Annotated in this window: 13 protein-coding genes; 8 read left to right on the top strand and 5 right to left on the bottom strand. The window is 72.8% G+C overall.

Annotation, left to right across the window (positions count from 1 at the left end):
• Window positions 1–269 precede the first annotated feature (269 nt).
• The 4 genes from ACFVUH_RS16920 (at window position 270) to ACFVUH_RS16905 (ending at window position 9,582) form a co-directional block, all read left to right on the top strand.
• Window positions 270–6,491 (top strand): DNRLRE domain-containing protein, encoded by a 6,222-nt coding sequence (locus ACFVUH_RS16920; RefSeq protein WP_387913966.1) that lies wholly within the window; start codon window positions 270–272, stop codon window positions 6,489–6,491.
• On the top strand, window positions 6,488–6,727 hold the full coding sequence (locus ACFVUH_RS16915; protein ID WP_355363463.1) for a hypothetical protein: 240 nt from the start codon (window positions 6,488–6,490) through the stop codon (window positions 6,725–6,727). Before ACFVUH_RS16920 ends, ACFVUH_RS16915 begins: the two co-directional genes overlap by 4 nt.
• Window positions 6,728–6,979: 252 nt before the next feature.
• Window positions 6,980–8,818: a hypothetical protein gene (locus tag ACFVUH_RS16910; RefSeq protein ID WP_387913964.1), complete on the top strand. Its 1,839-nt coding sequence runs from the start codon at window positions 6,980–6,982 to the stop codon at window positions 8,816–8,818.
• A gap of 74 nt (window positions 8,819–8,892) precedes the next feature.
• Window positions 8,893–9,582, top strand: a complete 690-nt coding sequence (locus ACFVUH_RS16905) for an alpha/beta fold hydrolase (protein ID WP_387913962.1) — start codon at window positions 8,893–8,895, stop codon at window positions 9,580–9,582.
• Window positions 9,583–9,592: 10 nt separating this feature from the next.
• Here the strand turns inward: ACFVUH_RS16905 and ACFVUH_RS16900 are convergent, their stop codons facing one another.
• On the bottom strand, window positions 9,593–12,787 hold the full coding sequence (locus tag ACFVUH_RS16900) for a discoidin domain-containing protein (protein WP_387913961.1): 3,195 nt from the start codon (window positions 12,785–12,787) through the stop codon (window positions 9,593–9,595).
• Window positions 12,788–13,063: 276 nt separating this feature from the next.
• Here ACFVUH_RS16900 and ACFVUH_RS16895 point away from each other — a divergent pair, with 276 nt between their 5' ends.
• Window positions 13,064–14,098, top strand: a complete 1,035-nt coding sequence (locus tag ACFVUH_RS16895; protein WP_387913960.1) for a DUF4190 domain-containing protein — start codon at window positions 13,064–13,066, stop codon at window positions 14,096–14,098.
• Between the two features lie 119 nt (window positions 14,099–14,217).
• On the top strand, window positions 14,218–15,546 hold the full coding sequence (locus ACFVUH_RS16890; protein WP_387913958.1) for a PP2C family protein-serine/threonine phosphatase: 1,329 nt from the start codon (window positions 14,218–14,220) through the stop codon (window positions 15,544–15,546).
• Window positions 15,547–15,672: 126 nt separating this feature from the next.
• On the opposite strand, the gene ACFVUH_RS16885 is transcribed toward ACFVUH_RS16890, so the two are convergent.
• From ACFVUH_RS16885 to ACFVUH_RS16875, 3 genes are all read right to left on the bottom strand, one after another.
• Window positions 15,673–16,269, bottom strand: a complete 597-nt coding sequence (locus ACFVUH_RS16885; RefSeq protein WP_387913956.1) for a choice-of-anchor C family protein — start codon at window positions 16,267–16,269, stop codon at window positions 15,673–15,675.
• 330 nt (window positions 16,270–16,599) lie between these two features.
• Window positions 16,600–18,156: a TolB family protein gene (locus tag ACFVUH_RS16880; RefSeq protein ID WP_387913955.1), complete on the bottom strand. Its 1,557-nt coding sequence runs from the start codon at window positions 18,154–18,156 to the stop codon at window positions 16,600–16,602.
• A 404-nt stretch (window positions 18,157–18,560) separates the two neighbouring features.
• On the bottom strand, window positions 18,561–20,564 hold the full coding sequence (locus ACFVUH_RS16875) for a hypothetical protein (protein WP_387913954.1): 2,004 nt from the start codon (window positions 20,562–20,564) through the stop codon (window positions 18,561–18,563).
• Between the two features lie 526 nt (window positions 20,565–21,090).
• Here ACFVUH_RS16875 and ACFVUH_RS16870 point away from each other — a divergent pair.
• On the top strand, window positions 21,091–23,049 hold the full coding sequence (locus ACFVUH_RS16870) for a glycoside hydrolase family 5 protein (RefSeq protein ID WP_387914184.1): 1,959 nt from the start codon (window positions 21,091–21,093) through the stop codon (window positions 23,047–23,049).
• A gap of 98 nt (window positions 23,050–23,147) precedes the next feature.
• Here ACFVUH_RS16870 and ACFVUH_RS16865 read toward each other — a convergent pair whose 3' ends face one another.
• On the bottom strand, window positions 23,148–24,647 hold the full coding sequence (locus ACFVUH_RS16865) for a purine-cytosine permease family protein (protein ID WP_387913953.1): 1,500 nt from the start codon (window positions 24,645–24,647) through the stop codon (window positions 23,148–23,150).
• Window positions 24,648–25,039: 392 nt separating this feature from the next.
• Between ACFVUH_RS16865 and ACFVUH_RS16860 the strand changes: the two genes are divergently transcribed.
• Entirely contained in the window at window positions 25,040–25,585 is a 546-nt protein-coding gene (locus tag ACFVUH_RS16860; protein WP_387913952.1) for an EF-hand domain-containing protein, read from the top strand.
• Window positions 25,586–25,591: the final 6 nt, after the last annotated feature.

Below are 25,591 nucleotides of genomic sequence, written 5' to 3'. Positions count from 1 at the left end.
CGCGCTCGGGTGCTCGAACCCTCACACGACGTCATGCTCCGGTCAATGAGTGCCGCAAGGGGTGACCGGGGTTGGCAAGTTCCGTCAAGAATCGCGGGAACGGATCCCTCCGGGCCGATCCCGCCGCTTCATGATCACGAGCAAATGAATCCTGGTCGAACAATCGCGTCGGCCGGTGATCATTTGACGCCGTTTGGTCAATTTTGATCGTTCCGGCCCCTCCTAAGCTCCGAGCGCACCGTCGAGTGACGGTAAGTCAAGGAGTCGATATGAAGAGGGACATACCCGCACGGCCCGGGCGCCGCGCGCCCGTGGGCATGCGGGCGCTGAGCGGGACGCTCGCGCTCGCCGTGGCCGTGTCGCTGCTGGCCGGGTCCGAGGCGGCGCTCGCCGCCTCGCCGACCGCCGCCCCGGCCGGCCAGGGGACGGACCGGTGGGCCGGCTCCGCCGCGGACGTTCCGTCGGCGCGGATCGCCGCCCGGCTCTCCGGGCAGCGGGTGGAGGCGCTCTCCGAGCGCACCGAGACGTCGACGACCTGGGTCAACAAGGACGGTTCGCTCACCACGGAGCTGTTCGCCGGCCCGGTCCGCTTCCAGCGCGACGGCCAGTGGGTGGACGTCGACCTCGGCCTGCAGGCCGCCGCCGACGGGTCGGTGGCGCCCAAGGCCCACCCGAACGCGCTGCGGCTCGCCGGTGCCGGCGGCACCCGCGCGAAGTCCCTGGCCGAGGCGCAGGGCGCGGCCGAGCAGGCCCGCACCCTGGTGACCCTCGGTCAGGGCGACGAGCAGGTCGAACTCCAGTGGAAGGGCGGCCTGCCCAAGCCCGTCCTGGACGGCACCAAAGCCACCTACCGGGACGCCATCGCCGACGGCGCGGCCGACCTGGTCGTCGAGGCCACCCGCACCGGCTTCGAGCAGTACACGGTGCTGAAGCAGCGCCCGGCCGCCGCCGGCTTCTCGTACACGATGCCGCTGCGCGCCGACGGCCTGAAGGCCGAGGCCCAGCCGGACGGCAGCGTGCTGTTCACCGACAAGAAGTCCGGTGAGAAGAAGGCGGTGCTGCCGGCCCCGGTGATGTGGGACGCCACCACCGTCCCCGGGTCCAGCGAGCACCCGCGCCAGGCCAAGGTCGACCTGAAGGTCGTCCAGCACGGCAACGGCATCGACCTCGTCTTCACCCCGGACGCCGCCTTCCTGGCCGACCCGAACACCCGCTACCCGGTCACGGTCGACCCGTCCACCACGGCGCTCGGCAACGCCTTCGACACCCGGGTGCAGCAGGGCGAGACGGTCGACTGGTCGGCCGACACCGAGATCTACTGGGGCAACTCCGGCACCAAGAACGCCGACGGTTCCTCCCGCCAGGCCCGCTCCTTCATCAACTGGAACACCGCGCCGATCGCGGACGCGCTGATCACCAACGCCTCCCTGTCGCTGTACAACTTCCACTCCGGCAACAGCGACTGCCTGCCCTACGCGTGGGACATCTGGGACACCGGTCTCGCCTCCACCGCCTCGCGGTGGACCGCCCAGCCCTCCTGGAACTCCAAGAAGGCCACCGGCACCGAGACCAAGGGCCGGGACGCCTGCGGCGGCGACGGCTGGATCACCGCCGACGTCACCAACCTGGTGCAGACCTGGACCTCGGCGAAGAACGCCACCTCGGGCATGGGCCTGCGCGCCCCCGACGAGACCAACACCAAGTACTGGAAGGAGGTGAACTCCGCCAACGCCGCGAGCAACGTGCCGAAGCTGACGGTGACGTACAACTACCGCCCGCGCACCGGCACCGACCAGCAGGCCGGCTCCCCGTTCTACAAGGACACCGCCGGCACCTGGTGGGTCAACTCGGCCACCCCGACCCTGCGCGACACCTTCGTCGACCCCAACAACGACAAGGTCGACGGCACCTTCCAGATCTTCGACGCCGCCACCGACACCCAGGTGGGCAACGTCCTGGTCTCCCCGTACGTGCCCAGCGGCGCCCCGGCCTCCGTCACGGTCCCGGCCGGCGTACTGACCAACGGCAAGACCTACAAGTTCCGCACCTCGCCGTACGACGGCCTGCACTACAACAACAACTGGTCGGCCTGGGCCACCTTCACGGTCGACACCTCCGCCCCGTCGGCGCCCGCCGCGCTCTCCTCGGCCGACTACCCGTCGGGCCAGTGGGTCAAGGGCGCCGGCCGGCCCGGCACCTTCACCGCGACCCCGCCCGCGGGCGACCAGAACGCCCTGGAGTGGTCGCTCGACGGCGCGACCTGGACCAAGGTCGCGACCAACGGCTCCGCCGCGCCGCTCAACTTCACCGTGACCCCGGCCAAGGCCGGCACCAACACCCTCCAGGTGCGGGCGGTGGACCGGGCGGAGAACAAGTCCGAGGCCCTGTCCTACACCTTCCAGGTCGGCGCCGGCGGCGTCACCGCGCCGAACGACGGCACCCGCACCGCCGCGCGCCTGCCGCTGGCCGCCGAGGCCGACGCCGCCAAGTACGACAAGGTGTCCTTCTCGTGGCGGCGCTCCGACGCCGACGCCTGGACCCCGGTCCCGGCCGGCGAGGTCACCGCCGGCGGCACCGCGCTCACCGCCTGGCCGGTGGCCCTCACCGCGGGCAAGAGCCCCGCGCTGACCTGGAACGCCACCTCCACCGTGACCCCGGACGGAACCGTCCAGCTGCGCGCCGACTTCACCGGTCCCGCCTCCGCAGCCGTCTCCTCGGAGCCGGTCCGGGTCGTGGTCGACCGCAAGGCCGACGACGCCGCGACGGAGAACGTCGGCCCGGGCGCGCTGAACCTGCTCACCGGCGACCTCCGGGTCCCGGCCACCGACGTGTCGCTGTTCGGCATGACGGTCGGCCGCACCCACTCCTCGCGCGACCCGCGGGCCGCCGCCGGCCAGGAGGGCCAGGCGGCGATCTTCGGCCCCAACTGGGTGTCCAGCGTGTCCTCGAACCTCTCCTCCTCGGAGTACACCGAGATCCGCAGGACCTCCAACACCTCGCTCAGCGTGATGGCGGCCGACGGCTCGGCCGTCTCCTTCACCTCGAACGCGGCGGGCAACGGCTGGGCGCCCGAGCCGGGCAGCGAGGACCTCACCCTGGCCGGCTCCTTCGCCGGCGGCTTCACCCTGTCCGGCGCCGAGGGCACCGTCACCGCGTTCGGCAAGGCCGACCCGGCCGCCGCCACCTGGACCGTCACCTCCACCCTGCTGGACGGGCGCGCCAACACCACCACCACGGTCGTCTCCGAGGCCACCGTGGTCGGCGGCAAGACCCTGACCCGGCCGAAGCTGGTCATCGCGCCGACCTCCGCGGTCACCCCGGCCGTCTGCGCCGCGAACCCGACCGCCAAGGGCTGCCGCGTCCTGCAGTTCGTCTACGCCGCCGCCACCACCGCCACGGGTGTCAACGGCGCGAGCGAGTTCGGTGACGTCGCCGGGCAGGTCAGCGCCATCAAGCTGTGGAGCACCGCCCCCGGGGCCGCCGCCGCCACCGCCACCGACGTCGCGGTCTACCGCTACGACTCCGCCGGCCGGCTGCGCCAGACCTGGGACCCGCGGCTCGGCCAGAGCAGCCAGAACCAGTACACCTACTACACCCAGGGCGCCGACGACGGCCTGCTCGCCTCCGTCCAGCTGAGTGGCACCCGCGCCACCTCGCTGGCGTACGGCACCGTCGCCTCCAACCCGGCCGCCGGCCCCGGCATGCTGACGAAGGCCTGGCACGACACGCTCGCCCCCGGCACCACCGGCACGGTGAACGGCACCGCCACCACCACCGTCGTCTACGGAGTCCCGCTCACCGGCGCCAAGGCGCCCGAGGACCTCGGCGCCTCCGCCGCCGCCGCGTGGGGCCAGCGGGACCTGCCGACCGACGCCACCGCGGTGTTCCCGGCCGACCAGGTCCCGGCCTCCAACAACGGCGCCGACCTGGGCGCCGGTGACTACACCAGGGCGACCGTCGGCTACCTGAACGCCTCCGGCCGCCAGGTCAACCAGCTCACCCCGGGCCACCACGTCACCACCACCGAGCACGACAAGCAGGGCCACCAGGTCCGCAGCCTGACCGCGGCCAACCGCGAGCTCGCCCTCGGCGGCACCCCCGCGGCCAAGGCCCGGCTCGCCGACCTCGGCATCGACACCCTGCCGTCCGCCGAGCGCGCCCAGCTGCTGTCGAGCAGCAGCGTCTACAGCGCGGACGGGCAGCAGGAGACGGAGGTCGACAACCCGCTGCACCGCATCACCCTCGCCGCCGACGCGGTCTCCGGCAGCACGGTCCTGGCCAAGGCCGGCACCCAGCTGCCCGCCCGTCAGCACACCGTGAAGACCTACGACGAGGGCCGGCCGACCGACGGCACCGCCAAGATCAAGAACCAGGTCACCCTCACCACCACCGGCGCCCGCCTGCGCGCCTGGCCCGACCTGCTCACCGAGGCCCGCCAGGACCGCAGCACCTACAACTGGGCGCTGGGCGTGCCCACCGCGCAGACCAAGGACAGCGGCGGCCTCGCCCTGACCACCACCACCGGCTACGACGCCCAGGGCCGGATGGTCTCCACCCAGCAGCCGGCCTCCACCGGCGCCGACGCGGGCACCGCCTGGACCAGTTACTACACCGCCGACGGCACCGGCGTCTGCGCCAACCGCCCCGAGTGGGCCGACCTCGTCTGCCAGACCGGGCCCGCCGCGGCCGTCACCGGCGGCGGCTCCAACCCCGCGCAGCTGCCCGTCCGGACCACCCAGTACGGGCAGTTCGGTCAGGCCACCCGGACCACCGAGACCGCCAACGGCGTCACCCGGACCACCGTGACCGACACCGACGCGGCCGGCCGTCCGACCACCGTCACCGTCGCCGACGGCCTCGGCACCGCCGTCCCGGCCACCACCACGACCTACCACCCGGGCACCGGCGCCGTCACCCAGCAGACCTCCGCCACCGGCGGAACGATCACCAAGGGCTACGACGAGCTGGGCCGGCTGATCTCCTACACCGACGCGGACGGCGCCGTCACCACCACGGAGTACGACGCCCTCAACCGTCCCACCAAGGTCACCGACACCGCCCCGTCCACCACCACCTACACCTACGACACCGCCGTCGACCCGCGCGGCCTGGCCACCTCGGTGACGGACTCCGTCGCCGGCACCTTCACCGCCCGCTACGACGCGGACGGCACGCCGCTCACCCAGGGCCTGCCCGGCGGTTACACCCAGACCGATACCAAGGACCCGGCCGGCACCACCGTCAGCCGCGTCTACACCCGTGACGGCGACGGCGCCGTCCTGGTCTCCGACGGCATCACCGAGACCGTCCACGGCCAGCGGGCCACCCACACCGGAACCCCCGGCGTCACCGCGGCCCAGACCTACAGCTACGACCGGGCCGGCCGGCTCGTCCAGGTCCAGGACACCTCGACCGACGCCGTCTGCACCACCCGCACCTACACCTTCGACCGCAACACCAACCGCACCGGCCTGGCCACCGCCGACGCCGCCCGCGGCCAGACCTGCACCACCACCGGAGGCAGCAGCCAGACCAGCGGCTACGACACCGCCGACCGCCTGGTGAACCCCGGTTACACCTACGACGCGTTCGGCCGCACCACCGCACTGCCCGGCAGCACCGTCGCGTACTTCACCACCGACCTGGTGCAGCAGCAGACCAGCGGCAACAACCGGCAGACCTGGACCCTCGACTCGGCCCAGCGCTTCCGCGCCTGGACCACCGAGGCCAACAACGCCGGCACCTGGGCCCAGACCGGCATCAGGACCAACCACTACGGCTCCGACACCGACACCCCCCGCTGGACCACCGAGGACACCGCGGGCAACCTGACCCGCAACGTCACCGGCCCCACCGGCACCCTGGCCGCCACCACCACCAGGACCGGCGGCGGCGTGCTGCAACTCGCCAACCTGCACGGCGACATCACCCTGCGCCTGCCGCTGGACACCGCCGTCGCGCCGACCGTGCTCGACTACGACGAGTACGGCCAGCCGCGGGCCGGCCAGCCCGGCACCCGCTACGCCTGGCTCGGCGACAAGCAGCGTTCCGACGAGACCCCCGGCGCGCTCACCCTGATGGGCGTGCGCCTCTACAACCCGGCCACCGGCCGCTTCCTGTCCCCGGACCCGGTCCAGGGCGCGAGCGCCAACGCCTACGACTACTGCAACGCCGACCCGGTCAACTGCACCGACCTCAACGGCCGGATGCCCGGCTGGCTGAAGGCCGCGCTCAAGGCCGCCGTCTCCCGCGCCGTCCAGCTGGCCGTGACCGCGGCCGTGGCCGCCTGGGTCCCGTTCCTCGCGCCGTGGGCGCTGCACATCGGCAACTGCGCCGGCGGCGCCTGCGCCGGCGTGCTGTTCGGCAGCGGCAACTGGAAGCAGCGCATCGTCTGGGCCGTGGCCGGCTGCCTGGCCGGCTTCGTCTTCGACCGCGGCGTCTCCCAGAAGATCATCGACAAGGTGATCGGCGTGGTCCGGAGGTTCGTGTGACACCCGGGCAGGAACCGCCGGCGCGGGGCGCGAGCCCGCTGCGCCTCGCCGCGGCGAACGGGGCCTGGCTCGCCCCGTCGTTCCTCGCCGCGTTCCTGCTCGCCGACCGGCTGACCGCCGACGCCACCGCCCGCACCTGGTGCACCCTGCTGCTCGCACCGGTGATCGGCCTGGCCCTGCGCGCCGCGACGAAGCTCGCGGGCCGCCTGCGGCACCGGCGGACCCAGCGCCACTAGCCCGACCCGCACACCGCACGGGCCGGCCCACCGCACCAGGGTGGGCCGGTCCGCGCCGTGGTGAGCGATTCCGGCGCCGTCCCGCGGGAACCGGGCACCCCGCCGCGCCGTCCCCTGTACGAGGGAAGCCCGACCCCAGGGAACAGCGCCCCAACTCCGACTGAACAACCACCATCTGCGCGGTTGACGGACGGGTGGGGCGGGAAGAGGCGGGGGCGGGACGAAGGACCGGGGCGCGGAACTGGGGGTCGTGTGACGAAGCGTGCAGCCCATGCGATACGGAGCGGTGCCGTCGCACTGGCCGTCTGGTGGCTGTGGATGCCACTGGTCGCGCTGCTGGTGTGGCTGGTCAAGCACTTCGCCTTCGGCGGCTTCGGACAACAGGACCAGAGCTATGTACTGCTGATCGAACGGGAGTTCTTCCCGAACGGCGGCCCGCTGGACGCCGCGCCGCTGTTCTGGTTCTGGATCGCCGTGGGCCTGTGCGGCACGGTGTGGGCGGTCGTGCACATCGCGGAGGAGGCCGGGGCGGCCCTCCACGGCCGGCGGACGCGGCTGGCGGTGGCGGTCGTGGTGCTGGCGGTGGCCGGCTCGCTGGTGCGCGCCGGCACCGGACTGTGGGACGACGACAAGGACGCGGGCCGCTTCTACGCGGCGGCGACCGTGCTCGACGTCCCGGCCTCCGGCGCGGGCACCCCGCGCTCGGTGCTGCCGGTCACCGAGCACACCCGCCCGGGCGACGGCACCCGCTGCGACCTGCTCGGCACCGCGGACGTGCCCGCCTGCGTGAAGACCGCGCCGATGCCGGACTTCGACTTCGAGGCGCGCACCGCCTCCTACGCGGCGGCGACCAAGGCGCTCACCGACAGCGCCGGCCTGACCTCCGGGATCAACCTGCTGGGACACAGCCTGCACTACCTGCCCGACGGTTCGGCGGGCGGCGGCGTGTGGACGGCGGTCCTGGACGGCTCCGGCGAGCAGCCGATGGAGGGCGTCGCCGTCTGGGACGGCCGCTCGAACTCCGTCGTCAGCTGCGTCTTCCGCGGCGACCACGCCTTCGGCCGGGCCTTCGGCGGGACGGGCGCCGTCAGCCTGCGCAACCTGCTCGCCGAGCGCTTCCCGGACCTGGTCTACAGCGACCAGGACATCTGGGGCTACTGCGACGGCACCGACCCCCGCACCGCCCGGCCGGTGGTGGTGATCTCGGTGGCCCGGCAGACCGGCTTCCGGCAGCGCACGGTGCTGGAGCCGGCCGGTGTGCTGGTGCTGCGCGGCTCCTCGGACGGCCGCCCGGACGTCACCTACCGGGCGGAGGTGGCCCCGGGTGAACTGCCGGGAGCGGTGTACCCGGCCTCGGTGGTCCGCTCGCAGATCCACGAGGTGCAGTGGCTCGGCGGGCGCGGCGCCAAGGACGACCGGGGCTTCGGCTACGACCACACCTCGGCGGCCACCAACGCCACCAACCCGGGCGAGTTCCTGCTGCGCTCCAAGGCCGACGGCCACCTGTACTACGTGACCCCGCTGGTGCCCCGCGAGAGCTCCTCGCAACTGGTGGTGGCCTTCGCGGTGCTGCAGGCCGACCGGGTCGGCGGGGGCCTGAGCGACCTGCACGTGTACGTGCGCGGGGACGACGAGCCGCCGGTGAACCTGGACGTGCTGGCCGGCCGGATGGTGACGTACATGGCGCAGCAGACGTCGGTCACCATCAGCGCCGGGAAGGACGGGGCGCTGCAGGAGATCATCCCGTTCGGCCGGGACAAGTGGCGCGGCTTCGTGGACTTCAACGGGCAGACCCAGGACTACATCGACCTGTCGGGCGACGCCGGGGTGACGCCCAACCTGGTGTCGCTGAACGGCAGCATCACCCCGCCGGGCGGCCAGCCGTCCGCGTCCCCGAGCCCCTCCGCGAGCCCGTCCGCCACTCCGGCTCCGTCCGCGTCCTCGTCCGCGACCGCGCCCCCGGCCGTACCGGCGGGCGAATGCGGCGGTGACCCGGCGAAGTTGACGACCGGACAGCTCGCCGCCTGCGTCGCGGAACTGTCCAGGGCGCTGCAGGGGCGGGTCCAGGACCAGGCTTCGCCCCGGCCCTGACTCCGCCCGGACCTCGTTGTCGGTGCCCGGGTCTAGGCTGCGGCCGTATCGACGATCCAGGAGGTATGCGTCCGATGGCGACCTACGTACTGATCCACGCGGCGGCGGTCGACTCCTGGTACTGGGGGCCGCTCTCCGCCGAACTGCGCGCCCGGGGCCACCAGGTGGTGGCCCCGGACCTGCCGTGCGAGGACGAGTCGGCCGGGCTCCAGGAGTACGCGGACACCGTCGTCGAGGCGATCGGCGACCGCACCGGTCTGGTCGTCGTGGCCCATTCCTTCGGCGGGTTCACCGGCCCGCTGGTGTGCGAGCGGGTCCCGGTGGACCTGCTGGTGATGCTCCAGGCCCAGGTCCCGGCGCCGGGCGAGTCGCCCGGCGCGTGGTGGGCCGACACCGGCTACCCGGCCGCGCGGGCCGAGGCCGACCTACTGCGGGGTGTCGCACCCGGGGCCGAGGAGGACGCGTCCTCCCTCGTGCTGCACGACACCCCGCCGGAGCTGGCCGCCGCGTTCCTGGCCGGCCACCAGCGGCGGCAGGCGCCCACCCCGTTCGGACGGCCGTGGCCGGCGGCCTCCTGGCCGGACGTGCCGACCAGGTTCCTGCTCTCCGCCGACGACCGCTTCTTCCCCGCCGGGTTCATGCGGCGCCTGGTCGTCGAGCGCCTCGGTTTCGAGCCGGACGAGATGCCCGGCGACCACTGCCCGATGCTCGGCCACCCCGAGGAGGTGGCCGAGCGACTGGAGGCCTACCGCACCGCGCTCTGAGCGCGGCGCGTCAGGAGACGGCGACCTCGCCGAGCTGCAGGTAGTGGTCACCGAACTGGTCGGCGCTCAGGCGGGTGCCGGTGATCTTCACGTAGCGGGCCGTGACCGGTGCGAACGGGAAGGTCACGGTGCCGCCCGGGCGGGGTTGGCCGTGGCGGTCGGCGACGGTGGTCCAGGTGCTGCCGTCGGCCGACACCCGGATGGTGAAGTCGACCGGGAAGCCCAGGCCGGTGTTGGCGCCGTCGGTGCGCGGGGTCAGCCGGACCTGCTCGATCCGGCTGGCCCCCTGGAGGTCCACGGTGAGCGACTCGTCGGCCGTCGCGGTCGGCGACTTGAGGCTGCTCCAGCCCATCGAGTAGCCGGCCGCGGAGTTCAGCACGCCGTCGGTGGCCGCGGCCCGGCCCCAGCCGGAGGCCTCGACCGAACTCGACGTGGTCACCGGCCGGTTGGCGGCCAGGTTGTCGCCGGCGGCTTCGACCTCGGCGAGCTGCATGTGGTAGTTGCCGCGGGGGTCGGTGCGCAGCCTGGTCCCGGTGACCTTGACGTAGCGCACATCGGCGGGCGCGAACCCGAAGACCTGCGCGGAGGCGTCGGGACGCGGGTAGTCGTGCCGGTCGGCGACGGTGGTCCAGGTGTTCTTGTCGGTCGAGACCTCGATGGTGAAGTCGACCGGGAAGCCGAGGCCGGTGTTGGCGCCGTCGGCGCGGCCGAACAGGTCCAGGCGGCTGATCCGGCGGGTGGCGCCGAGGTCGACGGTGACGCCCTCGGTGTGGTCGGTGGACAGGTTGTCGATGCTGCTCCAGCCGAGGGTGCCGGTCGGCAGGCCCCGGCGGCCGTCGGTCAGGGCGGCGGCGCTCCAGCCGTCGGACTCGTAACTGCTGGTGGGGGAGACGCCGGCGGCCTCGGCGGGGTCGCTGCCGGGGTTGAGCCGGACGTTGTCGAAGCGGGCGGCGGCGCCACCGGTGGCGAGGGCGACGTCGCCCACCGGGTAGGACGGGTCGTTGACCGTGATCAGCTTCTTGGCGCCCGCGTACACGTCGAGCACGGAGCCGCGGGTGACGACCCGCAGCGTGACCGTCTGGCCCGGGGTGAAGCCGGGCACCTGCGCGCTGGAGAGGGGCACGTTGCCGCGGTTGACGAAGACCTCGCCGTTGTTGCGCAGCGCCACCAGGTAGCCGGTCTGACGGTCGGTCGGGTGCTGGCCGTGGACGATCAGGCCGGCCCAGTTGGCGTTGCCGCCACTGGCGTTGACGTCGGTGATCCGGACGTCGACGGAGGCGGCGACGTCCGCGTAGGAGCGCCCGGCCACCGCGGCGACGTTGTTCCACTCGTCACCCGCGCTGGTCTGCGCGTAGGCCTTGTCGCCGGTGACGGTCCAGGCGCCGTGGGTGTGGCGCCACTGGTCGTCGGCACCGGAGGAGAAGTCGTCGGTGAACGGGTAGGTGGCGTCGGGCCCCGGGGTGGTGAGGGCGTCGAGGATCTGCTTGTGGCGGTGGTCGATCTCGGCGCCCGAGGTGGTGAACCGGGTGGTGCTGGTGATCAGCGACGAGGTCAGCGCGTGGGCCAGGACGGGCTTGGTGGCGGCGAGCCGGGTGAGCAGCTCGTAGTCCTGGACGCCGGCGAGCATCGCCTCGCTGCGCAGGCTGTCGTAGACGTCGAGGGCGTGGTTCGCGGTCTTGGGGCGCACCAGGAACGGGTCACCGGTGGTGGCGTCCTTGAAGGTGTCGACGTGCGCGTACCCGCCGTTCTTCGGCTGCGTCCAGATGTTCCAGCCCCAGTGGAGGTACCCGTTGCCGCCGGCCGCCGACACCATCCACGGCGTCAGCCGCGAGTCGGAGAGGGGGTAGCTGATGTAGCGGTTGGGGTGGGCGTCGTTGGGGTCGTTGCTGTAGTAGAGCCAGAGGTCCTTGCCGGCGAGCCGCTTCTCCTGGTAGTAGCCGGCGTTGTTGTCGTAGGAGTCGTCGACATGGGCGGCGATGGTCGAGATCCGGGAGTCGATGGCTTCGTTCGGCTGGAGATGGGCCTCGCCGGTCATCGCCTGCGGGAAGTACTGGTGGAAGCGGTCGTTGAGCCAGGTGACGGCGGCGACCTGGGCGGTGTCCTCGGACAGCGGCTCGTCGGTCGCGGAGAGGTAGAACACGTCGCTCCAGCGCCGGCCCGGCGCGCAGCCAGGTCCCGGGTCCAGGCACTTGGTGTCGAGGTGGGCCTTGAGCGCGGGCAGGGCGGCGGCGAGGTATCCGGTGGCCTGGTCGGAGCCGGGTGCCACGTGGCCGACCCGCACCCCGCCGCTGCCGTCCTCGACGAGCGCCTCCAGCTCCACGCCCTCCAGGAGGTGGGGGGTGTAGATGTACTGGAGCGCGCCGGCGTCCTGGAAGAGCTGGACGAAGCGGTCGAAGGTCGTCCAGTCGAAGGTGTAGGTGCCGTTCACCAGGGTGGTGCCGCGGGCGGCCAGCGCCTGGAAGTCCGCGAAGACGACGTTGTTGCGGTGCCGGGCGTGGTTCCGGGCGATGTTCCCCATCAGGGTCCACCAGTCGTCGGAGTACGCGTTCACGCCGAACTGGTCCGGGATCGAACTGGCCGTCCAGGTGTAGTCCCAGCCGACCGAGGTGAACCAGTTGTTCAGCCGGAAGGCGGAGCGGTTCGTCGGGGGCAGTTCGGTCGCGTACACCGTCACCGAGACCGGGACGTCCACCGGCCCCGAGGAACTGTTCACGGTGGCCTTGCCGGTGTACGTGCCGGGCGCCTGCCCGGGGGGCACCGCCACGCTGTAGTGGTAGGGCTGCGTGGTGTTCGCCGCGAGGTCGTAGGGCGCGTTGCCGAAGAGCGAGTCGTAGTAGTCGTTGCCGCCGTTCGGGGGCTCCTCGTGGTGCGGGCTGCCGATCTTCACGACGTTCGGATGGTTGTACTCCCGGTTGACGCTGATCCTGGAGGACGGGATCACCGCCCCGCCCGGTCCGGCGAGATCGCTCGCCTGCACCGACAGGCCGGTCAGGGCTGCCGCCGAGCGGACGGCGATCTGGGCCGCCTGGACCTCGTTGCGTGCCGCGAACAGGGTCACCCCTCCGGTCGGCCGCTGAGGGGTCGGTGAGGAGCTGAAGACGTGGTCGGCGCCACTGGCGACCCAGACCGAGGGCGGGGCGGCGGCGCCGGCCTGCCCGGGCAGTACGGAAGCCAGGACCAGCCCCGCCAGTGTCGCTATTGACACCCTTGTGGATGTTTTCCCCACGATATCCCCTTCGTGAATTCCGACTGTTCTGTACACGGCCAATAAGTGGCACTGCAAGTCATATCGCATGAAGAGCATCTGGTTTGAGGGTTCGATGGAAATGGCCGTATCCGCTCCCCCCGTCACCCCCCGTCGCCCCTCCTGCCGTCCTCGGCCGGGACGCGGTGGCGGAAACGCCACCGGGCACCGGTATGTTGATCACCCGCCGGAGGTGGCCGGCCGTGCCTCGTCGCACCGTTTCTCGAAGGAATCCGGATGACCCTCCCCGCCCCGTCCGACAGTCCCAAGCCCGCCGAGGAGGCTGCCGGCGCCAACCCCTGGGCGCCGCCGGGCCCGGACCCGAGCGACCTCGCCGGCGCCGCGCCGGGCGGGGTCCCGGGCCAGGGCGGCCAGGGCTGGTCCCCGGCGCCCCCGACCCCGGGTGCGCCGTACCGGGGCCCGTTCCCGTTCCCGTACCCGATGCCGGCGCCGCCGCCGCGCAACGGCGTGGGCATCGCGGCCATGGTCGTCGGGGTCGTCGGCCTGGTGCTCAGCCTGGCCGTCCTCCTGTTCTGGCTGTCCTGGCTGCCGGCCCTGCTGGCCGTGATCCTCGGCGCCGTCGGCCTGGTGCAGGTGCGCAAGGGCATCGCGACCAACCGCGGGATGGCGCTCGCGGGCGTGATCCTGGGTGTGCTGGGCCTGCTGGTCTCGACCGGCGCCGGAGTGTTCGTGGTGTCGGAGGTGCGCGCGGTCGAGAAGGAGCGCAAGGCGGCGGAGGAGGCCGACCAGGCCCGCTACGACGCCGCGATGAAGGAGGCCGAGGAACGGGCGGCCAAGGAGCGCGAACGGATCGAGGCCGAGCGCAAGCGGCTGGAGGCCGAGCGCGAGAAGGCGGCCGCGGACGAGAAGGCCCGGCTCCTGTCGTTCGGGCAGTCCTACACCTACCCGGACGGCCTGAAGGTCACCATGGGCAAGCCGGAGCGCTACGTCCCGGACGAGACGGTCTTCCGGGCCCCCAAGAACTCCAGGTTCGTCCAGGTGAGGATCACCATCGTCAACACCGGCTCGACGAACCTCGCACTGGAGGGGGCGGGCCTGCCCTTCGTCCGGGACGCCAACGGCGGCCTCCTCCTCGTGCTGATCGACGGAAGCTCGCGGATGCAGGTCCCCACCGGGTCGCTCGCCGTCGGCCAGGAGGTCACCAGCCTGACCGCCTACGCCGTGCCGAACACCGCGGGCGAGTCGTTCTCCGTCGAGTTCAACCACGGCTCCGTGCTGAAGCACGTCACCTGGTCCGGCCCGGTCGGCTGACCCGGCCGACCGACCCGCCGGGGCCCGCACGGTCGGTCCGTGTGCCCCGGGCGGGCGCATGCACCCGCCCGGGCGGCACCGCCGTGCGTAGCGTGGGTGGTGATGAGCGAGGTGATGTCGTGAACGCCGAAGCGGAGCCGGCCGGGTCACCGGGAGCGGGGGACCGGCTGGAGCCGGGCGGCCGGCTGGAGGGCGTCGCCCTGCAGCTGCACGCGCTGGCCAGGGCGAAGAACCGGTGGCAGGGCCTGCTGTCGGCGGTGCTGGCCATCAGCGGCGACCTGGAGCTGCCCGTGGTGCTCCACCGCATCGTCACGACGGCCATGGACCTCGCCGGCGCCCGCTACGGCGCCCTCGGCGTGCTCGGCCCCTCCGGCGACCGGCTGGAGCAGTTCATCACCGCGGGTCTGACACCCGAGGAGCGCGCGGCCCTCGCCGGGATCGACTTCCCGCACGGGCGCGGCGTGCTCGGCCACCTGATCCGCCACCCCGGACCCCTGCGGGTGGACGACATCCCCTCCCACCCGGCGTCGGTCGGCTTCCCGCCCGGCCATCCGCCGATGCGCACGCTGCTCGGCGTGGCGATCACCGTCCGCGGCGAGATCTACGGGGACCTCTACCTCTCCGAGCGCGTCGACGGCCGGCCGTTCGACGAGGACGACGAGGAGATCGTCCGCGCCCTCGCGGGCGCGGCCGGCATCGCCATCGAGAACGCCCGCCTGTTCGGCTACATGCGCGACAGCGCGGAGCAGTTCCAGCGGCTGCTGCTGCCCACGCTGCCGGACCTGGCCCCGTTCTCCGGCGCCGCCGTCTACCGCACCGCCGCCGAGCCGGCCGGCGTGGGCGGCGACTGGTACGACGCCGCCGTGCTGCCCGACCGGGCCTGCGTGGCCGTCATCGGCGACGTGGTCGGCCACGACCTGCACGCCGCCGCGGCCATGGCCCAGGCCCGCAACATGCTCCGCGCGCTGCTCTACGACCGCCGGACCCCGCCCAGCTCGGTGCTGACCCAGCTCGACCACACCGTGCAGGCCATCACCGACCTGCCCGTCACCACCGCGTGCCTGGCCCGGATCGAACCCGTCGCCGACGGCTGGATCCTCCACTGGAGCACCGCCGGCCACCTGCCGCCCCTCGTGCTCGCCCCCGACGGCCGCGCCTGGTACCTGGAGGGCGAACCCGGCATCCCGCTGGGCGTCGACGTCGCCGTCGACCGCCCCGACCACACCCACCCCCTGCCCGTCGGCAGCACCGTCGTCCTCTTCACCGACGGCCTCGTCGAGGACCCCGCCCGCTCCATCGACGAGGGCCTGAACGCCCTCGCCGCCCTCGCCGCCGCGCACGCCGCCGACCCCCTGGACGACCTCGTCCGCGCCCTCGCCGACCACCACCCCAGCGACGGCCACGACGACATGGCCATCCTCGCCATCCGCACCCCCGCCACCCGCTGACCGTCCCCGTCCGGGGGACGGGCAGAGCGGCCGACACGCCCGCGACCGGGCCCTCGGCAGGGCCCGGTCGCGGATCAGGTCGCGGGACAGGTCGAACGGTGGCCCGTCAGCGACGGACCCGGCCGGTCACCCGGAACAGGGCTTGCACTCCTTTACCTGGACGTTGTCGACGACCGGGCCGAACGCCCCGCCGACGGTGCTGGCGAAGCTCAGGGTGGTGGACGTGTTCTGCGCGACGAAGCTGAACTGGCGTCCCACGTAGCCCATGGCGGTCCTGGTCCGGCCGGTGACGTCGAAGGAGAAGTCCTGGAAGTTCTGGCCGTCGATCAGCGCCCGGCCGGTCCGCACGGGGGTTCCCCCCGCCGGGTTGCCGGCCAGCGCGTAGGTGACGGAGTAGAGGGTGCCCGGGACGGTGGTGAAGCTCTGGGCGATGGTGCCGTTGGTGTTGCCGTTGAGGTCCACCGCCTGGTCTCCCTCGGCGGCCTGCCAGAAGCCGGCGCCGGTCAGGTCGACGCTGCCGGCGGTGACGGTCCACGGCCCGATGGTCCGACCGGCGGTCAGCTCGACGAAGCCGTTCGCCGGGGCCTTGGGCGTCTCGAAGCTGCCGTCGTCGAAGTGGCTCAGGGCACGGTGGCCGTCGGCACCCTGGGCCGGGACGGCCGCGGCGGTGGCTCCGGCGACGAGCAGGACGGCGGCGGCGATGCGGGCACGCGGGAACGACATGGGTGGCCCTCCTGGGGCTGGTGGACGTCAGCCGGTGATCGGCTGCGCACCGAGCGTCCGCCGTTCGGGTGATCCCTGCCAAGGCCGGAGGCCGGGCGCCCGGTGTCGCACCGCGCTCGCCGCCGGGCTCTCGCGCGCCGGTTTGGCCGGGCCCGAACCGTCGAACCAGGCGGTTGTCCCGCCCCGGACGGTGCCGCGCAGCCATCCGCCGTCCCCCGCACGGCCCCGTCCGGGGGAGCGGAGCCGGTCGCGCACACCCCCACCGCACCGCGCACGCCGCCGCCCCAGGCCGTGCCCCGGCGTGCACGCACGCCGGGGCACGGCAACCGGTCAGCCGTTCTCGTTCTCGCCCTGGTCGTCGCCGCCGCCACCCCGGTGGCGCCCGACGAACGCGGCGAAGGCCTGCGAGTTCTCGGTCGGCGGGGCGTCGGTGCCGGCCACCAGGTTGCCGCTGGTCGAACCGAACACCACCGCGCGGCCGGCGGCGTCCACGAAGGGCGCCGTCGACGAGCCGTTGCCGAGCGAGCCGTCCGGCGCGGTGGACACCCGCTCGGTACGGCCGGTGCGCAGGTCCTGGCGGTAGACGTCCCAGCCCGGGTGCTGCGGGCCGGGCACCAGGTTGTCGGCCGCCGACTCGAAGTAGACCCAGCGGTTGTCGGCGGTGATCGAGCCGTGGTCGGAGGAACCGACCGAGCTGGTGCCCGGCAGGCCGCCGCTGACCTTCGTCACCGTGCCCGTCCTCAGGTCCCGGACGTGGAGCACCGTGTGGTAGCGGTGACCGCTGGTCGAGCCGCCGGGCTCGGGCAGGGTGTAGATCGCGCGCCGCCCGTCCGGACTGATCGTCGCGTCGAAGCTCGAGTAGCCCAGCGTGCCGTCGAGGCCCGCGCTCACCGGGGTCAGCTTCCCGGAGCGCACGTCGTACGTGTAGTAGACGGCGGACGTCGGGTGGGAGAGGACCGTCTCCGCCGGGCCCTGCGGGGTGCTGCGCCGCGCGGCCTCGGCGGCGCTCGGGGTGAGCTCCGTGTCCGCGGACGCCGCGGCCGACGCCGCGGCGAGGCCGGGGGCCTGCTCCTCCGGCAGCAGCTGGGACAGCGAGGAGAAGCCGATGGTGCGGCCGTCCGCGCTGATCGTCGGGTGCAGCGAGAGGCTCTCGCCCGGCTTGCCGTTCGCGTCGCGGGAGACCAGCCGGGTGGTGTGGGTCCGGCGGTCGGTCAGGTAGACGTTGTACTTCCAGGTGTACGGCCTGTTCAGCGAGGGCTCGGTGTCCACCACCGTCGGGTCCAGGTCGGTCCGGGAGGACACGAAGGCCACGTACCGGCCGTCGGCGCTGATCGACGGCGCGTACGAGGCGTGGTACTGGTCGGTGTCGGTGTTGGCCAGGCTGCCGCTGATCAGCTCGGTGCGCCCTGTCCAGCGGTCGCGGACGTACACCTCGTCGCGCCCCGCCACCCGCGCGCCGGGCACCACACCCTCGGCGTCGCTGTCGAAGGCGACGTAGCGGCCGTTGGCGTTGATCGCGACGTAGTCGGTGAAACCGGCCAGCGGCTCGCCCGAGTCGGACAGGTTGACGCGCTCGGTGCGGCCGGTGCGCAGGTCCGTCACGAAGGCGTCGCGCCAGCTCTTCCCGGGCTGCTCCACCAGGTTGGTGGCCCAGGAGGTGAACAGGGCGTAGCGGCCGTCGGCGCTGACGCCCTGGCCGGAGGACTGGCCGTCCGGCACGGCGCCGTTGAGCCCGGTGCTGACCTGGACGGTGCCGCGTGGCACCGGGCCGGCTTGGGCCGGGGCGGCGATCGCGGTGGCGGCGGTCGCGGCGACCAGCGTGGCCGCGGCCAGCAGACCGCCGCCCGCCCGCCACCGGTTGCGGATCGTCCGGGTGGTACGTGTCATGAGGTCTTCCCCTCTGCTCGCCCGGCCGGGCTCCCTCCCGGTGGCGGGCTTTCCGGGCAAGCCAATCCCCGGCGCGCCCCGCGGTCAACGCCCGGGCGCGTTCGGCGGCGAATAATACGTCAACCTGCTTACCCCAAACCGGAGTCGGTCCGTCGCCGGAAGCGGCCCGCCCCGGCCGTCATCCGACTCGTCGCGGTGTCATTCGGCGCGATCGGCGCCACCGTCCGCGGCGAGCGTCCCGGAGACGGCAAAGGGCGCCCCGGCAGGCAGCCCGAGCCGCTCCGCCCAGGCGAGCGCCCCGGCCCGGGGCACGTCGCGCCCGGCCAGCCGGCGTCTGCGGTCCGGCCCCGATCGCTCGGGGCCGGACCGCTCCGCTCGGCCGGGCGGGGGCGCTCAGGCGGTGCTCAGGCGAGCTTCTGGCAGAGCAGCGCGTACGGCCGCGCCGCCCACAGCTGCCACCAGGGCTGGCTGTAGGCCACGCCCGCGATGAACTCGTCGTTGGCGCACTGGCCCTTGGCGAAGCCGTACGCGAAGTCACCGCCGCCCGCCACCGCGGGGCGGTCGTCGCCCTTGTCGAACCCGACCGTGCGGGTCGAAGTGCCGAGTGGGGTCGCCGACTTGGCGCACAGTACGCTCATCGTCCGGCCGTTGCGGCCGTATCCGGACACGAAGGATCCGGTGGGGCACTGGGCCTTCGTGTAGCCCGGCGCCCAGTCGGTGGTCACGTAGGTGCCGCCGTGGTCGACGACGAACGCGTGGCCGGCGTCCCAGAGGTCCGCCTTCGTGGCGTCGGTGCACAGGCCGTCGTCGCCGCCGTGGCTGAGTCCGATCAGCCGGCTGCCGTCCGGGCAGGAGGCCTTGAGGGCGTACGGGTCCCAGTCCGGCCGGGTCCTCAGGTGGGCGGAGTGCTGGTCGTCGCCCAGGCCGGAGCTGAGCGCGGTCCAGTCCACCAGGCGCGGCGGGTTCGGGCCGGTGCTCGCCGAAGTGAGCAGCCATTCGCGGTGGAAGGCGAGGAAGGGCAGATCGGCCGAGAGGATCGGCGTGCCGAGCACGGCGAGCCGCGCCGTCAGCGCCCCGTTGATGTCGATTCCGCCGTAGAGCGCGGCCGTGCCGTTGACCTCCGGCGTGCCGCCGGCGCCGCCGAGGACGACCGAGCCGCTGACGGCGGCCCGCAGGTACGGCTCGATCGAGGCCTTCACGCCGATCGTGTCGTACAGGGCGATGGAGCCCTCGGCGAGCAGGCCGGCCTTCGCCGAGGCGGAACCCTTGAGCTTGAGGCGCAGCGGGGTGACGGTGGAGGTCCCGGGGTCGGTGGTGGTGGTCCAGCCCGGGCCCTTGACGTAGTCGGAGTGGACGCCCCACTGGCCGTCGTAGGCCTGCTCGGCGTCGAGGGTGACGGTGCCGTCGGCGGCGATGTCGGCGGAGAGGGTGAACTTCAGGTTGATGACGACGGGCAGCGGGCCCACCATCACCACGGGACTGGCGCTGTACGTGGCCAGCGGTATCCGGATGCCCGTGGCGCTCGCCGTGAGGTCCGCGCTGACGTGCCAGTCGGCGTGGGTGCCCAGGCTGAAGCCGATCCGCGCCTGCTGGGGGTCGATCAGGCCGAGGCCGCCCCGGTAGGAGAAGTCGACGGCCGGGGTGAGCGAGACCGAGCCGGAGAGCCGCGCCGAGGAGCCGTTCGGCAGCGGGACGGTGGTGTCGGCGCTGAGGCCCAGGCTGCCGGAGACGGAGCCCCGGCCGGCGGTGGCGCCGAGGTCGGTGGTGACCTGGACGCCGCCGATCTGCGGCTGGACCTGGAACGCGCTGGGGCTGACGGCGCTGTGCAGGCTGGTGCTGGTCGCACCGAGCAGCTCGGGGAGCGTGGCCGGGCGGGTGGTGACGGCCACCTTGCCGTCGGTGGTCGGCTGCACGCCGGTGACGGCGACCAGCGCGCCGTGCGGCGCCGCCGGGGTGGGCGGGCTGTCGATCAGCTGCCCGGGCCGCACGGCGACCGCGGCGGCCTCGGCGGCGCCGGGAGCCGCGGCCGGGCCGGACGGTGACTGCGCATCGGCCGCGACCGGTGCGAGTTCGGCGGTGCCGGTGCTCGCGTCGTACGCGGAGAGCGTGAGGCCGGGGGCGGTCGTGGCGGTGGCCGGCGCGCTGCCCTGCGCCGGGTTCGCCACCGTGGCCGCGGCCGTCTCGGTGGTGTCGGAGGCGCTGTCGGAGCTCGGGGGTGCCAGGGTCGCCGGCACACCGGGCGACGCGGGCGAAGCGGCGTCCACGGCGTTCACGGCGGCCACAGTGGCCGCCGTGGTCGTGGTGACGGCGGCGGCCGATGCCACCGCCGCCCCGTTCAGGACGGTGCCGCAGAGGAGGAGCACGGTGGTTGTCGCGGCTGCTGACAGGGTCAGCTTGCGCACGGTCACGTGGAGGGTCCCTTCCGGTCAACGGTGCTGGAGCAGTGGTGACTTGCGGTGGGGCACGACGGCCCGGAGCAGCCGCACGCCGCTCCTGACCGACGGGTAACTTAGCAGCCGCCCAAGGCGCCGCTGACCGGTTCGCACGGTTCTCGGATTGCCCTTACCGAGATTTCACGATTCGGGAACGGGCTTTTCCCCTGCGGTTAATGCGGCGCGCCGGGCGATTCGGTCCCGGATGCTCCGACGAGGCGAATTCGGGCGATCCGACCAGTAGTCACATTCGGGTACGCAACGGTGAATTGATGCCGAGGCCCGATTTCCGTGTGCACCGTCGGGCGTATCGGACTACCTATTCTTTCCGCCCGCCGTCCGGCAATGAATGGGGACGGCCCCGGATTGATCCGACCGGTCGGGCAGGCTTGGCTCGCCGGGCGGCTCCCCTGTTCCCGGGTGCCGGTCAGACGTACCGTCAGCACTCCCTGCCCCCCGCTCCACCCATGGAGACCTCGTGAACCCCAGCAGTCCGGCCCGCGTGCCGCGGATCCGACCCCGACGCGTCGCGGCCGCCGTCGCGGCAGCGGCCCTCCTCACCGGGACGGCGGCCGCCGCCCCGGCCACCGCGCTTCCGGCCGCGGCCCCGTACGCCGCCGCGCCCGCCCCCGCGGCCGCCACGCCGGTCCTGGACGGCGCCGCGCTCGCCGCCTCCTGGACCGGCCCGTTGAGCACCCGAGGCCGCTACATCGTCGACGCGAACGGCGACCGGTTCAAGCTGAAGGCGGGCAACTGGGCCGGCGCCCAGGGCACTTGGGAGGGCAACGGTTCGACCACGGATCCGGCGAACAACCAGGCCCGCCAGGTGTCGTACAACATCCCGCTCGGTCTGGACCGGGCGCCGATCGGCCGGATCCTCGCGGACCTCCACAGCCTGGGCCTGAACAGCGTCCGGCTCCCGTTCGCCAACGCGATGATCCACGACACCACCCCCGTCCCGGACGCCGCCGTCACCGCCAACCCGCAGCTCAGGGGCAGGACCCCGCTCCAGGTGTACGACGCCGTCGTCGCCGCGCTGACCGCCGACGGCTTCGCGGTGATCCTCAACAACCACACCACCGGCTACCGGTTCTGCTGCGGCCTGGACGGCAACGAGCGGTGGAACAGCGGCCAGACGACCCAGCAGTGGGAGGACGACTGGCTGTTCATGGTGAACCGCTACGAGGCCGACAAGCGCGTCGTCGGCGCCGACCTGCGCAACGAGGTCCGCCGGGACGTCTGGGACGACCCCAACTGGGGGATGGGCGACGGCCACGACGCGTACGCCGCCTTCGAGGAGGCCGGCAACCGGATCCTGCGGGCCGACCCGGACATGCTGGTGATCATGGAGGGGATCAACTGGTACGGCATCCCCGCCGCCGGGTTCTCCCACGGACGGCCGGTGCTCGCCCCGGTCGCGACCCTGTCGAACACGCTCGTCCGGTCCGACAAGCTGGTCTACGCCGCGCACTTCTACGCCTACACCGGCCCGGCCAACACCGGCGCGGCCGGTGGCGCGGGTGCCACGAACGACCCGCGCTACCAGGACTTCACGCCCGAGCAGCTCGCGCGCGTGGTCGACGAGGAGGCGCTCTTCGTGACCCGCTCAGGCCAGCACTTCACCGCGCCCGTGTGGATCAGCGAGTTCAGTGCCGCCGGGCGCGGCTCCACGAACACCGCGGAACAGGGCTGGTTCGACCGCTTCACCGACATCCTCGCCGCCAACGACACCGACTTCGCGGTCTGGCCGCTGGTCGGCTGGCAGAGCGGCGGCGTCCCGAACGACAACTGGGCCCTGCTCTCCTACGACGCCGACGGCCGGCGGCTCGGGCTCGGCGACCCGGGCGACTGGCGGGCCGCCGACTGGAACAAGCTGCTCGACGCGCCCTCGTACCGCGGCCGGGTCGCGCCGGTGAACCACTGGAACATGCTCGACCTCGACCACGGCGACCAGAACGTCTCCGGTCGCATGCTGGCCCTGCCGGACTGGAGCAGCGGCAACCGCAAGGGCAACTGCCCCGACGGCCAGCGCCTGGCCGGCCTCGGCCGGAGCGACAGCCGCGGCCTGTGCACCGACGCCGGCTCGCCCGCCACCGGCAGCGGCACCTGGGTCACCGTCGCCGACCAGCGCCACGTCACCGAGGGTGACTGGGCTCCGGGCTACGACAAGCTCCAGTGCCCCGCCGGCACCTTCGCCGTCGGCTACAGCGTCAACCGGAACGCCATGTCCGCCCTGCTCTGCGCCCCGTCCGCCACCCCGCTGCCCCGCACCGGCCGGACCGTCTGGTTCGACCACGGCGACAACCGCCCGGCCACCGGCGGCTCCACCGCCAGTGACTGGGCCCCGGGGCACTACAAGGGCCAGTGCGCCGACACCGAGTACGTCGCGGGCGTCGCCTACACCTGGAAGTGGCTCCACTACGGCGTCCCGGACGCCCTGCTCTGCCGCCCGCTGGCCTGACCCCGCCGCAGTGGGTGCTGCGCACACGTGACAAAACCGGACCGCCCGGTCGCAGGCTCGGTCGAGGCTGCTGCCGGGCGGTCCGGGGGTGTCCGAGGTCAGACGGTGACCGCCTCGCTCCGCTCCGCCTGGAGGTCGGCGGCCGGCTCGGTGACCGGCTCGGTGTCCGACCCGGCGGCCGGGGCCTTCTCCCGGGGCGTGGGGAGCACGGCCATGATCGCGGCGGAGATCACGATGGTCGCCGCCCAGGCGAGCCCGTACCGGCCGATGGGCGTACCGGACAGCGGGCCGGCGAACCAGTCGCACTTGGTGAAGGCGAGCCCGGTCAGCAGCGCGAGCACCCAGGACACCATGGCCTGCCAGCAGAAGCCGCCCGTGTACCAGTAGCGGCTGTTCCTGCTGGTGTCCATCAGCGCGTCGGCGTCGTAGCGCACCGCGCGCCTGCGGCGCCGGAACATGTCCACCGCGTAGACGCCGATCCAGGCCGAGAAGGAGACGGCGAGCAGGATCAGGAAGGTGATGAAGGAGCCCAGGAAGCTCTTGGCGACCAGCATCAGCAGCAGGCCGGCGACCAGCGAGATCACGGCGTTGATGCTGACGGCCATGGCACGCGGCAGCTTCACGCCCATGGTCTGCGCGGTGAAGCCGGCCGAGTACATGGAGAGGCTGTTGATCAGCAGCATGCCCACGATCGCGGTCAGCAGGTACGGCACGGCCAGCCAGGTCGGCAGCAGGTCGCCGAGGAAGGAGACCGGGTCCGCGGCGTCGGCCAGCCCGGGGGAGGCCACCGCCATCACGGCGCCCATCAGCACCATCGGCACCATCACCAGGCCGGCACCGGAGACCGTCACGCCGACGATCTTCCGGCCGGAGGCGGAGTGCGGCAGGTAGCGGGCGAAGTCCGGGCCGGTGGGGACCCAGCTGATGCCGCCGGCGGCGATGGTCCCGATGCCGGCGATCATCATCGCGGTGGTCCCCGCGGGCTTGGCGAAGACCTCGCTCCAGGGCATGGTCGCGATCAGGTAGCCCAGCACCAGGACGCTGAAGACGCCGAAGAGGTACGTCGACCAGGTGTTGCAGATGTTCAGCGCCTTGCGGCCCAGCCCGGAGACCAGGAAGGTGGCGGCGACGAAGGCGACGAGCGTGACCACGATCAGCGCGGTGTTGCTCCTCACACCGAACAGCAGGTCGAGGACGGTCAGGACGGCGTAGGCGCCGGTGACGGCATTGATCGTCTCCCAGCCGAACCGGGCGATCCACAGGATCGCGCCGGGAAAGAGGTTGCCGCGCACCCCGAAGGTGGCCCGGGAGAGCGTGGCACCGGGGGCGCCGCCCCACTTCCCGGAGACCGACACCACGCCGACCAGGCCGAAGGAGACGAGTGCGGCGCACGCGGCGACGACCAGGACCTGCCAGAAGTTCAACCGGTTGAACACCACCAGGGCCGCACCCATGGTGAGAAGCAGGACGCTGATGTTGGCCGCGACCCAGGTCGGGAAGAGCTCGCGGACCCTGCCCCGGCGCTCGTGGTCCGGGACGGGCTCGATACCGCGTGTCTCTACGGCGCCGCCGGTGTCGGCGGTGGACAGATTGTCCATGAGGGTGGCTCCGTGCATGTGAAGCGGGAGATGAATCGGGCAAAATGGATCATTTATGGATCTCTCCGCGCGTAGCGCCGGAGTTTATTCATCCTACTTTGTCCGTTTCGGTTCCATCCTCGGCCCAGCTGTGGACGTACCGTCCCTACGGCTGGATCACGAAGTACGCCACCATGCCGGCGGTCAGGCACAGGAACAGTTGCACCGTGAAACCGGCGGGGATCGGCACCTCGCCCTCGCGCCCGGACCACACCTTCGATGGTGCGCTGTTCCATCGAAGGTGTGAACTTCCCCCCGGGCCATGGTCTCACCGTTCGGCTTCGACCTAACGTGCGTCGGGAGCCTGGGTGGAGCGGCGGGCTGCGCCGTCGGGCGGGAGCGAGGGAGAAGGCATGCCGGCCAAGGTGAAGAAGCAGAAGTTCACCATGCTCTTCGACTGGTTCGACCAGGGTGGTGACGGCCTGCTCACGCAGGACGACTTCCGGGCGATGGGGGATCTCTTCAGCGGGCTGGCAGGGGAGGACGACCGGGAGAACGCCTCGGCGATGCGGGAGGCGTTCGAGGAGTGGTGGCGAGTGCTGCTCGCGCACGGGGACGCCGACGGGGACGGGAGGATCAGCCGCAAGGAGTTCCTCGACGTCATGGAGGTCAACGTCACGGCTCCGGAGCACTTCGGGTCGGCGGTGCTGGCGATCGCCGACGCCCTGATGCGTGCGCTGGACACCAACGGTGACGGGGAGCTGAGCCAGGACGAGTACGTGCGCATGTACAGCGCCCTGGGAATCCCGCCCGAGCACTCGGGGGACGCCTTCCGGCGGCTCGACCGGGACGGCAACGGGGCGATCAGCCACGAGGAGTTCAGGGCGGCCATCACCGAGTTCTACCTGAGCACCGACGAGAACGCACCGGGGAACTGGCTGATCGGCCCCATCGAGTAGCGGCTG

Source organism: Kitasatospora sp. NPDC058032, assembly GCF_042885845.1.
GTDB lineage: Bacteria > Actinomycetota > Actinomycetes > Streptomycetales > Streptomycetaceae > Kitasatospora.
The sequence above is the reverse complement of the archived record's forward strand: the minus strand, read 5'-3'. Positions and strand labels throughout refer to the sequence as shown.

Excerpts from the sequence above, each read along its gene's own strand:
- ACFVUH_RS16880 (WP_387913955.1), bottom strand. The coding sequence starts at position 18,156 with ATGACACGTACCACCCGGACGATCCGCAACCGGTGGCGGGCGGGCGGC.
- ACFVUH_RS16860 (WP_387913952.1), top strand. The coding sequence starts at position 25,040 with ATGCCGGCCAAGGTGAAGAAGCAGAAGTTCACCATGCTCTTCGACTGG.
- ACFVUH_RS16920 (WP_387913966.1), top strand. The coding sequence starts at position 270 with ATGAAGAGGGACATACCCGCACGGCCCGGGCGCCGCGCGCCCGTGGGC.
- ACFVUH_RS16895 (WP_387913960.1), top strand. The coding sequence starts at position 13,064 with ATGACCCTCCCCGCCCCGTCCGACAGTCCCAAGCCCGCCGAGGAGGCT.
- ACFVUH_RS16865 (WP_387913953.1), bottom strand. The coding sequence starts at position 24,647 with ATGGACAATCTGTCCACCGCCGACACCGGCGGCGCCGTAGAGACACGC.
- ACFVUH_RS16905 (WP_387913962.1), top strand. The coding sequence starts at position 8,893 with ATGGCGACCTACGTACTGATCCACGCGGCGGCGGTCGACTCCTGGTAC.
- ACFVUH_RS16885 (WP_387913956.1), bottom strand. The coding sequence starts at position 16,269 with ATGTCGTTCCCGCGTGCCCGCATCGCCGCCGCCGTCCTGCTCGTCGCC.